Consider the following 15416-nt stretch of genomic DNA (forward strand, 5'->3'; position numbering starts at 1 on the left):
AATCAAATATAATTAAATTGCACAAAAAGAGTATTGAAATTTAATTCAATACTCTTTTAAATATTAAGTCCCAAGCAATTTCTAAATTTTTTGGCTGGCTCATCATCTGGATTTATACCACTTTCAAAACTGGTAGTGAAAGGTAACCACTGCCAATCTTCGCATCCTACAAAAGCTACTCTTGACCAATTCTCAATGAATTCAATGAAATTATTCGCAATCTTATACCCATGTCCTTCTCCATCGTCGTGGCTTAGGTAAATTATTGGAGCATCTATATCATCTTTCATATCAAATGCTAAATAATCTCCATTTCCTACTTCACAAAATGCTAATTTGTTGTGCCAAACTACATCATATTCATCATCTAAATTTGAAAAAAACTCGTCAACCAAGTCTTTACGTTCTTTTTCGAATTTAGAAAGACTTTCTAAACTCCAGTGGGGTGTTCCGCAAAAAATATCAGTAAATTCATTTGGTAGCTCTACATCGTCAGGTAAAAACCAGCGTAAGCTAAAATTTCCTGAGAACTCTAAAAGTACTTTTTTGAAGCTATTTGGTAGTTTAATATCCAGTTTTTCTTCTACTTGGATTATTTGTTCAAGGGAAGATGGTTCATCTATACAAACTTCTTGAACTTCACCACCTATGTATTTAATTCTAGAAGTTATAATTTCTATTCGTTCTTTTAGTAACTCATAATCCATCTTATCACCTCATGTTATATTAATTAAAGTATATCATTCTTAATAAATTTTTTTCGTGTTATTGAGGTTTCAAGTAGTAGCTTTTTTAGCTAATTTAGTAATATATTCAAAGAAAACATCGTGTTTTACATCGTAAACGACATTTACAGGTCGTCCATTAGTAGTTTCCTCTGTACGTCCTTGGCTTGGTCCGTATGTATGAACGATACTATTAATCGTTTCAGTTTTTGCAAGGTTAGTGTTTCCGACAAGCGCGGTAGTTAGTACATCCCATAAATAGTAGGTAGAGTTCGTTGAGAAGTGAACGAGAGGGGGAACCATTGCATAGCATTGACCAAGGAAATCCATACCAATATACTTTCGTTCTTTTGCCCACTGTTCACGTATGTTTATAGTTAACGGAACTTGGTTTGTACTTTCTAGTGTCACTAAGTCGATTTTAATTTGTGCATCCCATACACGAGCCACTGCTTCAGGGTCCCAAAACGAATTCCACTCAGCTGTTCCATCATGCTCTGGTTCATGTACATTGCCTGCTGTAAGAAATGTACCACCCATCCAAACGAGACGTTCAATTTTATCTTCGATGATGGGAGTTTCATATAATGCACGAGCAAGGTCAGTTAGGGGCCCGGTAAATAATAAAGTTGTTTTTCCTTCCGTTTGTAGGAGTGTTTCTATTAAATGGTGATGTGCAGGCTTTGCCACCACGGGTGTTACAACTTTTCCAGACTCATTTAAAATTGGTAAAGCATCTACATAAAATGCATGCATCCGCCAGTCTTTCGGAAACGGGTTTTGCCCGCGAGAGTTTGAAGCGGCTACGGCAATATTACCTTTGCCGAAACGATCGATAATTTTACGACTGGCAGACATTGCGGGTTCTAAATAGCAGTCTGCTGGGATAACAGATACACCGGTAAGTTCAACGTTTTCCATTTGAAGTAATAAAAATAATGAAATTAAATCATCTACGCCGCCATCATGATTGAAGTACACTTTTTTCTTCATTGTAATCTCCATCCTATATGATTTAGTTAGAAATTAAATATGAATTGAGGAGAAGTCATCAATAATTTCCACAACTTCAATTTCGCCATTAATCAGTAGCTCAGGAAGCTCATTTCTAATATTTCCTTTCCAATACTCTCTAGCTTGTTCGATTTTTTGAGAAAAAGGAATGCCATCTTCTTTCGGTAAAAGATTACCGTCACCTTCAAAAGAACTTCCGATTACTCGTAGTTTAACAATCTGTAAAACTTCTCGATTGTAAGAATCAAATAGCGCTCTCCATTTCAAAGCATCCTCATAGCTTTTAGCAGCGTATAAACAAGATAACCTGGAAGGGTATTCAGGGAATTCTTGTAGTCTAACCATTTCTACTATTGTTTCTCTAACTGCTCTAATTGTTTGATCCATATAACTCATAACTACTTTAGCATTTTCATTATTTATATGTAATTCGTCATTTTTATAGTGATTATTTAAAATTTGTATGCCATCTTCACCATTAGCATTTAATTGTTCTCTTTCAAAAAAGAAGTGATATAGAGTATTGTGTTGATTTTTGTTAAAAGGAATCATTTGTCCGATATGCATTTTTTTCCTTGTTACGATGTGATATGCGTAAAATTCTGCTTCATTCATGGTTATCCTCCTAGTAATAATGTAATGCAATGTTAAATTTAGTAATTCAACATTGAAATATATAAAACCTTTATAAGTAAAAGTGAGAATTTGAGTTGAAAGTAAAGAAAATACATGAAAACGTTTTAAATTTGTTCACAAAATGTTCACTTACGAAGGAGGTTCCAATGTCGATATAATGACAAAGACTCAAAGAGAGAGGATGATGAAATTTGCCAACAACAAGAAAGGAAAACCTCCAATTTGGCATGATGATGTGCCTTGGAATGGTTATCGTAATGACGTTTTACAATTTACTAATGAATGAAACCGGAGGATCAATTTATATTAAAGAGATTGCATTAGAACTATTAATTGGCTTTATTATTGCGCTATTAATTGAAATGTGTATAGTTGGACCTTGTGCGAAAAAAATTGTATTCATGTTGCCATTTGATAAATCTAAGAAAATAAATATTATCGTTGCAATGGCGACAACTATGGTAATTGGAATGGTGTTCTTTATGTCATTTTTTGGTATGGCTATGATGCATTTACATGGTGGACTACAAGGAGATTCATTTGTTTCAATTTATTTTTCGATTTTTATTAAAAATTTCATAATGGCATATCCATTACAATTAATTATTATGGGACCGCTTGTACGTTTCTTATTTGCAAAGTTTGTTATGAAAAAGAAATCTTTTAATGTAGCGTAATTTTTATCCGAAAAACATTATATATAAATAATCAAAAACACATCTCGCATTTTTGAGGTGTGTTTTTTTCATTCCAAGTTATTTTCATAGTGATGTGACATTTGTCCTTTTGCCATTATAGGATTATAGCTTTTAATTAAGTCAGAAATAAAAGATGAGGAGATGATTTTTTGAAAGGTATTATATTTGCTGTTTTTGCGGGGATATTTATAACGCTTCAAGGAACCTTTAATGCGAAACTTAGTTCACATATCGGTATATGGTCGACGAGTATTATAACCCATTTAATTGGATTCATTATTGCAACAACTGTATTTTTGTTAAAGAAAGAAGAGAAAGTAACAGATTTAAAGAGTGTGAAAAAAGTATATTTAGCAGCGGGTGCATTTGGCGGATTCATTATTTGTGCAGAAACGATGGCGATATATTCACTAGGAGTTACATTGACAGCTGGCACACTAATGGTTGCTCAATTGTTAACGGCAACAGTTATTGAAATGAAAGGACTGTTTCATATAAAAAAGATACAGATGGAGAGATATCATATTGTGGGAACAATAGTAATGATTATAGGTATTGTTGTATTTAATATGTAAATGAAAGGAGAAATGAATATGGAGGATAAATCAGCTTTAATTACGCATTATTTGAGAACCAATAAAACGCTCGAGATTTTTTCAGAAATAGATACAGCTTATTTTCAATTAAATCACTTTGAAAAAGGCGAGCTTATTTGCAATATAGATGACGAAATGGATCGTTTATATTTTGTTGTTAAAGGTAAAGTAAAAGTTTACACGATTACACCTGAAGGGAAGAAACTAATCCTTCGCTTTATCAATCCATTGGCCATTGTTGGTGATATTGAATTAATTCAAAATAGCAAAGCACATAATGTCGTTGAGGCTTGTTCAGATGTTGTAGCAATCTCTATTTCTAATACGGTTATTAGAAACAAGTTATTACATGATCCTATATTTATGAAGTTCTTGCTTGAAAACATTGCCAACACGTTAAAAATATCGACTCGTTTTACTGCTCTTAATTTACTTTATCCTGTAGAAGTACGTGTAGCTAGTTATTTGCTTTCAATTTCAACAGATAGTAACGGGAATATGTATAAAGGGGATTTGGATGCAACTTCAGTAACGAGTATTGCAGATTTTATAGGGGTAAGTTATAGGCACGTAATTCGGGTATTACAAAGATTTTATAATGAAAAACTAATTGAAAAGAGTAATGGAGTTATTGTAATTAAAGATTTTTCTAGAATGAAGGAAGTTGCTAAAGATAATATATATGAGCAATGAAAGGGAGAGGAAGATTTTGATTGGATTTAGTTTAGCTATATTAGCAGGAATATTAATTAGCGTACAATCTGTTTTTAATGCAAAAGTAAATGAAAATGTAGGACAGTGGTTAACAACTACATGTGTCCTTGGAATAGGTCTCATTAGTTCTATTCTATTTTATATCATTACAGAAAACAGTATTAACATTAAAGTGTATACTACAAATTATTTGTTTTATGTAAGTGGACTGTTTGGTATCGGGTTAATTATTTGTATAATGGGTGCAATAAAGAGCTTAGGCCCAGCATATACGGTGCTAATTAGTCTTATTACTCAATTGGTCGTTGCGTTATGCATTGATACATTCGGATTATTTGGAATGGAGAGTGTTCCATTACAAGTAAATAAATTAGTTGGTATAGGTTTATTAATTGTGGGAGTAGGAATTTTTAAAAATCTATTTTTGAATAAGAAAGCTATTCATATAAATGAGGATAGTGTCTAAAGAATATAAAGGGGAAAAGTGTAAATGGTCAGAACTTATACATTTAGATAGTAATAAGTGAGCGATGAGGAGAGAGGATAAATGAATCAGTTAATGTTGCAAGATGGTATACACTATTTGAAAATCAATGGGATTATGCATTGGTGTAAAGTTGCAGGGACAGCTCATAATACAGTCCTTCTTATTATAGTACATGGTGGTCCAGGTGGTAATCATTATGTATTCGAAAGAACGCTTGGTTTGAAGTTAGAAGGAAATATGACTGTAGTTTATTACGAACAAAGAGGTTGCGGACGAAGTGAGGCACCACAAGATGACAGTGAGTACTCAATCAATACTCTAGTCGAAGATTTAGAGGAATTAAGAAAGCAATTACATGTAGAGAAGATAAATTTGTTAGGATATTCTTTTGGTGGACAACTTTGTTTAGAGTATGCTTTGAAATATCCAAGAAATGTTGAACAAATGGTATTACAAGCACCATCGTTAGATGATTTAAATGATATGTATACTGTGCAGATAGAAGGTTTTCTACAAGTAACGAAAGGGGAAATGAAAGAACAAATATTGAAAATAAGTAAGTCGAAAATTGCGCTAAAAGAAAAATATAATCAAGTTTGGAGTATAGTTGATACAGAAAATGTAGATCAACTATTGTTTAAAAATGAAGAATTTGCAAAGCTAAATCGGAGTCTTTGGGAGGAAGGTCAGTTAAGTAATACAGGGAAGATGAGCAAAGTTATTTTTGGAACAAAAGCATCTTTACCGCTTATTGAGCGTATTAAAGGTTTAGAAATTGATACGTGTGTCATAGTTGGAGCGCATGACTATAACACGGGTGTAGGAATGAGTTATAGAATAACGAGACAATTGAAAAATGGTAAACTTGTTATATTTGAAAATAGTGGACATTTCCCAGATATCGAGGAGATGGATAAAGTCTGTGAAACGATTATTGAGTTTTTGGAATAAAAGGGGGATATTAAGATCGAACCGAATTAATAGAGTTGAATTGGCTATTGGGATATTAAATCATGTAATATGCTAATTGTTTACTTGTAATTGAGGAAGAATCAATTAGTGTATTTGGAAAATAAGTAAAAAAGATCTCGTAAGGTGGAGGTCTTTTTTACTTATTATTTAATATTTTGAACTTATATGAACTGAAGTAGAAGAGTATGATAAGCACTTTCAGGGAACGAGAATATAACCGAAAATAAAATATTACTAAACGTATATAACTAATGAATACAATGTCTTTTTCGGTTATTATGTTGTAAATAATTTTATGATAAAATCTTTTACATAATGAAATAAAGGGGTAGTATTCTATGGGTTATTTCTCAAATGGTTTATTAGTTTTGTTTGTGCTAATCGTATGCAGTTGTATATTTTTTGGTTAATAATATAATGAGAGTCTTATATAAAAAGAAGTTATCTTAAGTGAGATAACTTCTTTTTATTTTATATTGAGAAGGAATTCTATCTTTCTTATTGAAGTTTGTTCTAGTTATTTTTACATCGATCAGATTTGTGTAAAGGGAATTTTATGAAATATAAACAAGCCAGAGAATAGGGAGTATTTACATGGGAAATAGTATACGCTACACAAGTGAACATCCTACAAATTTTAATGGATTATTATCCTTATACGAATCTTTAGGATGGAATTCTCTTAAATTAACGGTTAACGAGTTAGAACGAATGTGTAAGCAAAGTTGGTATGCAATTTATGTTTTTGATGATAAGAGGTTAGTAGGGATGGGGCGTGTCATATCAGATAGAGTCATAACAGGCATTATTTGTGGAGTTGGTGTATTGCCAAAATATCAGTCCATTGGTATTGGGAGAGAAATAGTGGAACGATTAATCCAACACTGTGAACAAAACAAGGTTATTCCACAACTTATGTGTGTAGAAAAATTGCAATCTTACTATGAATCTATAGGGTTTGAAGCATTCTCTATTGGGATGACAAAACATATTATAAGATAGAGGTGCTTTATCCCGCTATTTGCCGAGTAGTAAAAGCTCCACGGATTAAAGTTTCACTTTATATTTTCAGTTTACTCGTACATATTTTCAAACTTCAACATAAAGGAGAATGGCTGTATGGAGATTGCTAAAGGGATAGAAATGTTACAACTTGAATTTCAAGAATTTGTTATTCATCCAATTCTTTTATGGGATGATGAAATGGCAGTATTAATAGATACGGGTTTCCCAGGACAAATTGAAGATATACAAGTAGAGATGGAAAAGGTTGGGGTATCATTTGATAAGTTAAAATTCGTGATTTTGACGCATCAGGATATTGATCATATAGGTAGTCTTCCGGAATTGTTGCAGTGCTGTCGAAGTAATATTAAAGTTTATGCGCACGGACTAGATAAGCCATATATCGAGGGGGATTTACCTTTATTGAAGGATGGAAATATAGAGAACCGACCAAAAGGAAAAGTGAGTGACACTGTGATTGACGGGCAAGAACTTCCGTATTGCGGTGGAATACTAATTCTCCATACTCCAGGGCATACTCCGGGGCATATTAGTTTATATTTGAAACAAAGTAAAATTCTTGTCGCTGGAGACTCGATGTATAGTGTGAATGGAGTGTTAGGAGGAGTTCATGCCCCAACAACTTTAAATATTATGGAAGCACGGCAGTCTTTGAAGAAGTATTTAAATCTAGATATTGAATCTGTAGTTTGTTACCATGGGGGATTAAGTAAGGAGAATATAAATGTTCAACTTCAAAATTTGTAAAAGGTAAAGATAATAATTTTTTAATAATGGATGCTAAAGTGTAGTCTAATTGTTGGTATATAAATAAAACACTTAAATGATAAAAAAGCATGTTTGAAAAAATTCAAACATGCTCTTTTATTAAAGCAAATTAGTTTAATATGAATGACCTAATCCGTTCCAATAAAAAGAAACGATTTCTTGTGCTAATTCATCTATATTTGCAAGAATAGGATTGTGATTTTCATCTTTAAAATTCCCAATAGATAATAAAGATACGAAAGCATGAGCCGCAAATTTAGCGTTTCCTTTCGGAATTTCTCCGATGTGCATCGCATTATCGAGTGCTTTTTCTAGTACTTCATACATATTATCTTCAGCATTTTTTAATTGTTTCAATTGTTCTTCAGATAACGACAGTTTTGCATCTTTCATAAAATTTTTCATATCAATATCCATCGTTGCGTGTAAGTAAACTTTAGCGAAGTCTAATAATCTTTCTTCTAAAGTTTTGTTTGTAGAGAGTATTTGAGACATATTCTCACGTATACGTACCATCATTTCGATCATAGTAGCGGTAAATAAATCGGCTTTTGTTGAATAGTAATAGTAGACAGTTGCTTTCGTAACACCACAAACTTTTGCGACCTCATCCATAGAAACGACTTGATAATTTTGTGTAAGAAATAAGCGGGTTGCTACTTCTAAAATGGTTTCTTTTGTAGATTTTGTATTTTTATTTTGACGCGGCCTTCCGAGAGGACGTTGTTTTTGTTCCAAATACATTCGCTCCTGACATTTATGATTGAGATAATTATAACATAATTTTCAATCATTCTTGATTAATTAACCGACCGGTATATATAATTAATAATGGAGGAAAAAAGGAAGGTGGGTTTTTATGAAAAAGCACCCGTTACATATGTTAGGGAGGCTTGTAGCAGGGAGAAATACGCAGTGGATCACTTTATCGGTGTGGGTTCTTATTACATTATTACTTTCATTTACGTTACCACAAGTAAACAGTACGAAAGAACCGAATCCGAAAAATTTACCTGAAACAGCTATGTCACAGCAAGCGGAAGCGCTTATGAAAAAAGAGTTTCCGAATAATGCAGGGAATCCATTGTTAGTAGTATGGTATAGAGATGGTGGATTACAGTCACAGGATTATAAACTCATACAAGATGTTTATAAAGAGTTAAAATCTAGTCCTTTAAAAGAACAATCAACGTTACCACCATTTGATACAATCCCAGAGCAAGTATTATTAAAAAGTGCGTCAAAAGATGGTACATCATTTGTTACACCGGTATTTTTTAATAAATCTGCTGGTACGGATATATTAAAAGGAAATCTTGAAGAGTTTAGAAAAATAGTGAATAGTAAGGTGGATGAAGATCCATTTAAACAAAAAATAAGTGAATCTGGTTTACATGTTCGATTATCAGGACCTGTAGGTATTCAAACGGATGCAGTTAGTTTATTTAGTCAAGCAGATGTGAAATTGTTAGTGGCTACTGTACTACTAGTGTTAGTTTTGTTAATTTTACTGTATCGTTCACCAATTTTAGCGATTTTACCTATACTTGTTGTTGGCTTTGCATACGGTATTATTAGTCCTACACTCGGTTTTTTAGCTGATCACGGATGGATTAAAGTAGATGCCCAAGCGATATCAATTATGACAGTATTATTGTTTGGCGCTGGAACGGACTATTGTCTATTTTTAATTTCGAGATATAGAGAGTACTTGTTAGAAGAAGAAAGTAAATATAAAGCATTACAACTTGCGATTAAAGCTTCTGGCGGTGCAATTATAATGAGTGCATTAACTGTTGTACTTGGATTAGGAACATTACTACTTGCTCATTATGGAGCCTTTCATCGATTTGCAGTACCATTTAGTGTTGCTGTATTTATAATGGGAATCGCTGCTTTAACGATTTTACCAGCACTATTATTAATATTCGGTAGAATTGCATTTTTCCCGTTTATACCGAGAACAACTTCAATGAATGAGGAGTTTGCAAGAAAGAAAAAGAGGGCTGTAAAAGTTGAAAAATCAAAAGGCTCCTTTAGTAAAAAACTTGGAGATATTGTAGTACGAAGACCGTGGACAATAATTATGCTAACTGTATTTGTATTAGGCGGATTGGCTTCATTCGTACCACGTATTCAATACACATATGACTTATTAGAGTCGTTTCCAAAGGATATGCCTTCTCGTGAAGGGTTTACGTTAATTAGTGATCATTTCTCAGCTGGTGAACTAGCACCAGTAAAAGTTGTTGTTGATACGAAAGGCAAAGAGCTTCCTATTAAACAAGAACTAGAGAAATTTTCTTTCGTAAATACAGTGAAAGAGCCAAAAGAGGGAAAAGAAAATAAGCAAATACAAATGTATGAAGTTTCTTTAGCGGAAAATCCATACTCAATTGAAGCGTTAGATCAAATTCCTAAATTGAAAAGTAATGTAGAAAAAGTATTAAAAGATGCTGGGATTAGTAATGCTGAAGAGCAATTGTGGATTGGTGGAGAAACAGCTTCATTATATGATACAAAGCAAATTACGGAACGTGATGAATCAGTAATTATTCCAGTAATGATTAGCATTATCGCTTTACTATTACTTGTCTATTTACGATCGGTTGTTGCAACGATTTATTTAATTGTAACTGTTGTCCTATCATTCTTCTCAGCGTTAGGAGCAGGATGGATATTACTTCATTACGGTATGGGAGCGCCGGCCATTCAAGGTGCGATACCGTTGTACGCATTCGTATTTTTAGTTGCTTTAGGTGAAGATTATAATATCTTTATGGTTTCAGAAATATGGAAAAACAGAAAGACACAAAATCACTTGGATGCAGTAAAAAATGGTGTAATACAAACAGGTAGTGTTATTACATCGGCAGGTTTAATTTTAGCAGGAACTTTTGCTGTGTTAGGTACACTTCCAATTCAAGTATTAGTTCAATTTGGTATTGTAACTGCAATTGGCGTATTACTAGATACGTTTATCGTAAGACCGTTACTTGTACCCGCGATTACAGTAGTTTTAGGTCGATTTGCTTTTTGGCCAGGTAAACTTTCAAGAAAGAGTGAAGAAATACAAAAGGTGGATGCATAGTGAAAAAAGCCAAGGATATTTCCCTTGGCTTTTTTCAATGTAGTTAATTAATTTTTTGAAGTCAAATCATCAGCTGCAGCGTGATCAGCATCTTCAATTGTTGTTTCGGGCATTCCGTATAAGCCGTTCATTGCTTGTTCTTCAATAGTAAGGTTTGCAGTATTATTATTTTGAATAGATGTAGTATTTTCAGTAACATTTTCTTTTTTATTCATATTTTTGTCATTCATGTATGTATCCTCCAAATTTCATTTGATTTATCTATAGTATGTGGATGGATTTCCAGAAATATGTGAATTGATTCTTACATATGTTATATAATTAAATAAATAATTAGGGTCAAATGTATAAACTGTTAGGAGTGAACAATTATGGTGAAAGCAAGGGAATTAGCCTTCTAAAATAAAAAGAAAATTTTAGGAGGCTATTAGAATGAAGTTTCATGTAATTGATAGAGAAGATTGGAATAGAGAGCAGCATTTTGAGCATTATTTAAAGTTGAAATGTACATTTAGTATGACTGTGAATGTTGATATCACGATGTTATTAGGGGAAGTATATCAAAAGGGAATAAAATTTTATCCCGTTTTTATATATTTAATTTCTAGAGTAGTAAATAATCATAAAAAATTTCGAACATGTTTTAACGATGAAGGAGTTGTAGGCTATTGGGAGGAAATGATACCGAGTTATACAATCTTTCATAAAGATGATAAGTCTTTTTCAAGTATATGGACGGATTATTCAAGTGATTTCCGCACTTTTTATAATAATTATGAAGACGATATGAGATGCTATGCTAGTGTTCATGGTCTTTTCACGAAAGAAAATATTCCGCCTAATGTATTTCCGATTTCTAGCATACCTTGGACTAGTTTTACTGGATTTAATCTTAATATTAATAATGATGAAAATTTTCTATTGCCAATTATAACTTGTGGGAAATATTTTAACGATGGAAACAAGGTTATGCTACCAGTTTCATTACAAGTACATCATTCGGTTTGTGATGGATATGATGCGAGTCAATTTATAGAAGATTTACAGCAGTTAAGTAATATCTAATTTTTAATTATATAAAGTGAAACTTTAATCAGTGGGGTGTCAGCCCCCGCTGATTATTAGCCCGACCCCCACCTAACTTCTTTGCTTTCGCTGAATTTTGAGGTGGGGGTCCTACTGCCCGGCAAATAGCGGGATAAAATTGAAAATGAATAAAAGAAGAGAACATGTTTATATTACATGGTCTCTTTTTATTATTCATTAATATTAAGTAATCGTGGAAAATATAGGGTGATTTGTAGTTTAATAGTAAAGAGGGTGATTAGTGTTAATTTTCTTTGTTTTTAAAAAAAAAGGATATAAATGTTTTAATAGGGGGTAATAAAGTGAATTGATAATTATGCCATTCACAAAAATGGTTGGTTTGTAATAATGAAGGGGAAAACGAAAATGACGAAAATATCTATAGAAAAAGCTACAATTTTAGATGCTGAGAAATTAACAGAAATAATGAAAAGAACATTTGATGCAGAAGCAAAACAATGGCTATACGGCCAAGATGATGTCATTGATTATAACATTCAACCGCCAGGATATTCTTCAGTTGAAATGATGGAATATTCCATTGAAGAATTGGATTCTTTCAAAGTTGTAATGGATAAAGAAATAATCGGAGGGATAATAGTTACGATTTCTGGTAAGTCGTACGGTCGAATTGATCATATTTTTGTAGATCCTGTTTATCAAGGAAAAGGAATTGGATCACATGTTATGAAATTAATAGAAAAGGAATATCCGAACATAAAGATTTGGGATCTCGAAACATCTAGTAGACAAATTAACAATCATCACTTTTATAAAAAGATGGGTTACCAAATGATTTTTGAATCGGAAGATGAGTATTGTTACGTGAAAAGAATAAAGACAAGCTCAAACAAAGCGAGTGTAGTTACAAATAAAGATATGAAAAATAGTCAATACGAAAACTGTAATTTAGCAAATACAGAGTATTATCAAGTGAATTTAAAAAACAGTTCATTTGTTGGTAGCAATATAATGAATATGAATATGAGTAATTGTCATGTAAGTCAATCCAAGTTTAGAAATATAAATTTTAGAAGGTCATCATATGCAGATTTAAATCTTTCTGGCAGTAAATTTAATTTGGTGACTTTAGGTGGAGTGCAATTTAAAAATACAAGTCTCGGAGATGAGAAGGAACCTATTGTATTCGATAAATGTGATTTGGAAGGTAGCACTATAAGTAATAGTAATCTGAAAAATATTGAAATAGAAAATTGTGATATAGTCGGCATGAAACTAAATGGTATTCTGATTGAAAATTTGCTTGATTTATATAACAAGGTGAAAAGTTAACCAAATCCATATAGTCGTTAATATTTTTGGAAATTAAGTATTATATCGAAATAATTATGTAAAAATGACATAAAGAAATACGGGCGAGAAGGTCATTCGTGAACGTTTCTAGAATACACACAAATATATTGTTATTTATATGGAGGAGAGAAAGATGGGAATCAACGTTAGAGCAGTAGAAATACAAGATGCTAGAGCAATTCATCGTATATGTATACAGGATGACGTTTTACCGTATATGGTTTTCTTACCTAGCATGCGTGTAGAAGCTATGGAAAATAGAATTCGAAATTTAGCACCAAATCAATTTGAATTTGTTGCAGAATATGATGGAGAAGTTGTTGGGTTTGTAGGTTTAACACAAAGTCCGGGCCGAAGATCTCATTCAGGCGATTTATTCATTGGAGTAGACAGTGAATATCATAATAAAGGAATTGGGAGAGCACTTCTTACGAAGATGCTTGATCTGGCTGATAATTGGTTAATGTTAGAGAGAGTAGAACTAGGTGTGTTAGAAACGAATCCAAAAGCAAAAGCTTTATATGAAAAATTTGGATTTGTAGAAGAGGGAGTAAAGATAGGGAATTTGAAAGCTCATGGAAAGTTTATTAATGAAATTATGATGAGTCGTTTTAGACCGAATGGTTTAATTGTACATAATGAATAGTTAAAAGCATGACAGTATACTGTCATGCTTTTTTATTAGAACTTGGCTGCAATAAAAATAATACTAAACCAATAAAAATAACGGTAATTCCTAGTCCTTGTTGTAAAGAAATGGTCTCATGTAATATAAAGTACGCTAGTATACAAGTGCCAATTGTTTCACCTAAAATACTCATTGAAATTACAGTAGCACTCATCCATTTTAATAACCAATTAAAAATGGTTTGTCCTAAAATTGTAGCAATGAAAGCTAATCCAATAAAGCACAACCAAGTTTGTGTAGAGTAATGGATGAAAGATTCTTGTTGCGTGAAAGCAAATATGCCAAGAAAGCCAGCACTACTTCCATAACTAATTACTGAATAGGGTATAAGTGACAAATCTTTACGAACGTGTTGGCTAATGAAAAAATAAGCAGTAATGATACCGGCAGCAATAAATGCTAAAATATCTCCATATAAAGCTTCTCCACTAATTTGGAAATCTTGCCAGCCAATGATGATACTACCTGAAATAGCGATGAGGCAACCAATAACTGCTCCTTTCGTAAATCTCTCCTTAAATAAAAAATAACCACCAATCATTGAGAACAAAGGTTGTAACGTTACGATAACTGTAGAGCTTGCTACAGAAGTATATTGTAATGATTCAAACCATAGTACATAATGTGCAGCTAAAAATAGCCCAGATACGAATCCAAGTGCCCATTGTTTTTTCGTTAAAGTTTTTAGCTCATTTCGACTATTTTTATTAAATAGTAATAACGGTAACAGAATTAGTGTGGCAAAGAATAATCGGTAAAAAGCAATGATTGTCGCAGGAGCATCTGCCAATTTTACAAAAATTGCTGAAGTTGATAAGGCGAATACACCAAAAAATAAGATGCAATATGAAAGAATAGTTGATTTCAAAGTTTGTCCCTCCGATAGAATGTTTATTATAATAAACTTAATGCGATATAATGTACAAAAGTAAGTATATAAGTCCCGGAGATAATAGGGAAGGGTTATTTGCCTTTGTTTAGTATGTCAGCACAAAGACAACGAAACATGCATTATGATGGACGAAAGGAAGTTTTACTATGATACATGATAGGCTTGGACAAACAGTATTAAGTTATCGTAAGAAAAATAATATGACAATTCGTGATTTCGCTGATTATGCGGGGATTAGTACATCACTAATTAGCCAAATTGAAAGAGGACATGCTAATCCTTCTTTAAATGTTTTGGAATTAATTGCAAAAGCATTAAATGTACCGCTGTTTACACTTTTTATTAACGATATTGATACAGATTCGCTCATTTCTAAGAAAAAAGATCGAAAAAAAGTATATCGGGAAAACAATGATCACATTGTATATGATGTATTAACACCTGATTTTATGAAAGCACGTATTGAAATGTTAATGATGGATTTAAATAAACAAGCAAATACAACAGAAAGCCATTATTCCCATGAAGATAAGGAAGAGATTGCTGTTATTATGAAAGGGGAAGTGTATGTGGAATTGGAGGGAAAAGAATATTTTTTAGAAGAAGGCGATGTTGTACGTATTCCACCGAATGTAAAGCATCGATTTTTGAATAAAAGTGATGAATCGAATCACATTTTATTTGTCCTGACACCATCTTTAGGATGAAA

At 32.5% G+C, this 15416-nt stretch carries 18 protein-coding genes; 12 read left to right on the forward strand and 6 right to left on the reverse strand.

The window, feature by feature from the left end; all coding sequences use genetic code 11:
* Positions 1–56: 56 nt before the first annotated feature.
* The 3 genes from V6946_RS12025 to V6946_RS12035 form a co-directional block, all read right to left on the reverse strand.
* Positions 57–707 (reverse strand): SMI1/KNR4 family protein, encoded by a 651-nt coding sequence (locus V6946_RS12025; protein WP_006918611.1) that lies wholly within the window; start codon positions 705–707, stop codon positions 57–59.
* Positions 708–776: 69 nt separating this feature from the next.
* Complete coding sequence (locus tag V6946_RS12030; RefSeq protein WP_140159254.1) at positions 777–1730, reverse strand: nucleoside hydrolase; 954 nt, start codon at positions 1728–1730, stop codon at positions 777–779.
* 21 nt (positions 1731–1751) lie between these two features.
* A complete protein-coding gene (locus V6946_RS12035; RefSeq protein ID WP_006918613.1) occupies positions 1752–2354 on the reverse strand; it encodes a DUF2441 domain-containing protein in 603 nt (200 codons plus the stop codon).
* A 212-nt stretch (positions 2355–2566) separates the two neighbouring features.
* Here V6946_RS12035 and V6946_RS12040 point away from each other — a divergent pair, with 212 nt between their 5' ends.
* From V6946_RS12040 to V6946_RS12070, 7 genes are all read left to right on the forward strand, one after another.
* Complete coding sequence (locus V6946_RS12040) at positions 2567–3052, forward strand: hypothetical protein (protein ID WP_006918614.1); 486 nt, start codon at positions 2567–2569, stop codon at positions 3050–3052.
* Positions 3053–3222: 170 nt separating this feature from the next.
* Positions 3223–3648, forward strand: a complete 426-nt coding sequence (locus V6946_RS12045) for a DMT family transporter (RefSeq protein ID WP_006918615.1) — start codon at positions 3223–3225, stop codon at positions 3646–3648.
* Positions 3649–3666: 18 nt separating this feature from the next.
* Positions 3667–4362 carry a Crp/Fnr family transcriptional regulator gene (locus V6946_RS12050; protein ID WP_006918616.1) on the forward strand — a complete coding sequence of 232 codons (696 nt, stop codon included), beginning with the start codon at positions 3667–3669 and terminating at the stop codon, positions 4360–4362.
* A 16-nt stretch (positions 4363–4378) separates the two neighbouring features.
* Positions 4379–4849 (forward strand): DMT family transporter, encoded by a 471-nt coding sequence (locus tag V6946_RS12055; RefSeq protein ID WP_000579025.1) that lies wholly within the window; start codon positions 4379–4381, stop codon positions 4847–4849.
* 81 nt (positions 4850–4930) lie between these two features.
* Positions 4931–5821 (forward strand): alpha/beta fold hydrolase, encoded by an 891-nt coding sequence (locus V6946_RS12060; RefSeq protein WP_006918617.1) that lies wholly within the window; start codon positions 4931–4933, stop codon positions 5819–5821.
* Positions 5822–6436: 615 nt separating this feature from the next.
* Positions 6437–6844, forward strand: coding sequence for a GNAT family N-acetyltransferase (locus V6946_RS12065; RefSeq protein ID WP_006918618.1), 408 nt, complete (start codon positions 6437–6439; stop codon positions 6842–6844).
* Positions 6845–6961: 117 nt separating this feature from the next.
* Positions 6962–7615, forward strand: coding sequence for an MBL fold metallo-hydrolase (locus V6946_RS12070; protein ID WP_006918619.1), 654 nt, complete (start codon positions 6962–6964; stop codon positions 7613–7615).
* Positions 7616–7750: 135 nt separating this feature from the next.
* Here V6946_RS12070 and V6946_RS12075 read toward each other — a convergent pair whose 3' ends face one another.
* Positions 7751–8374: a TetR/AcrR family transcriptional regulator gene (locus V6946_RS12075; RefSeq protein ID WP_000436025.1), complete on the reverse strand. Its 624-nt coding sequence runs from the start codon at positions 8372–8374 to the stop codon at positions 7751–7753.
* 121 nt (positions 8375–8495) lie between these two features.
* Between V6946_RS12075 and V6946_RS12080 the strand changes: the two genes are divergently transcribed.
* Entirely contained in the window at positions 8496–10727 is a 2232-nt protein-coding gene (locus V6946_RS12080; RefSeq protein ID WP_006918625.1) for an MMPL family transporter, read from the forward strand.
* Positions 10728–10774: 47 nt separating this feature from the next.
* On the opposite strand, the gene V6946_RS12085 is transcribed toward V6946_RS12080, so the two are convergent.
* A complete protein-coding gene (locus tag V6946_RS12085) occupies positions 10775–10957 on the reverse strand; it encodes a DUF4021 domain-containing protein (protein ID WP_006918627.1) in 183 nt (60 codons plus the stop codon).
* 202 nt (positions 10958–11159) lie between these two features.
* Between V6946_RS12085 and catA the strand changes: the two genes are divergently transcribed.
* From catA to V6946_RS12100, 3 genes are all read left to right on the forward strand, one after another.
* Positions 11160–11792 carry a type A chloramphenicol O-acetyltransferase gene (gene catA, locus V6946_RS12090; RefSeq protein ID WP_366981955.1) on the forward strand — a complete coding sequence of 211 codons (633 nt, stop codon included), beginning with the start codon at positions 11160–11162 and terminating at the stop codon, positions 11790–11792.
* A 369-nt stretch (positions 11793–12161) separates the two neighbouring features.
* On the forward strand, positions 12162–13106 hold the full coding sequence (locus tag V6946_RS12095; RefSeq protein ID WP_366981954.1) for a GNAT family N-acetyltransferase: 945 nt from the start codon (positions 12162–12164) through the stop codon (positions 13104–13106).
* 154 nt (positions 13107–13260) lie between these two features.
* Positions 13261–13773 carry a GNAT family N-acetyltransferase gene (locus V6946_RS12100; protein ID WP_000512619.1) on the forward strand — a complete coding sequence of 171 codons (513 nt, stop codon included), beginning with the start codon at positions 13261–13263 and terminating at the stop codon, positions 13771–13773.
* A gap of 22 nt (positions 13774–13795) precedes the next feature.
* On the opposite strand, the gene V6946_RS12105 is transcribed toward V6946_RS12100, so the two are convergent.
* Positions 13796–14683: a DMT family transporter gene (locus tag V6946_RS12105; protein ID WP_000843092.1), complete on the reverse strand. Its 888-nt coding sequence runs from the start codon at positions 14681–14683 to the stop codon at positions 13796–13798.
* Between the two features lie 170 nt (positions 14684–14853).
* On the opposite strand from V6946_RS12105, the gene V6946_RS12110 reads away from it, so the two are divergent.
* Entirely contained in the window at positions 14854–15414 is a 561-nt protein-coding gene (locus V6946_RS12110) for a helix-turn-helix domain-containing protein (RefSeq protein ID WP_000581028.1), read from the forward strand.
* Positions 15415–15416 lie beyond the last annotated feature (2 nt).

It is taken from the genome of Bacillus sp. PPSBB_2 (assembly GCF_045291115.1).
Classification (GTDB): Bacteria; Bacillota; Bacilli; order Bacillales; family Bacillaceae_G; genus Bacillus_A; species Bacillus_A cereus.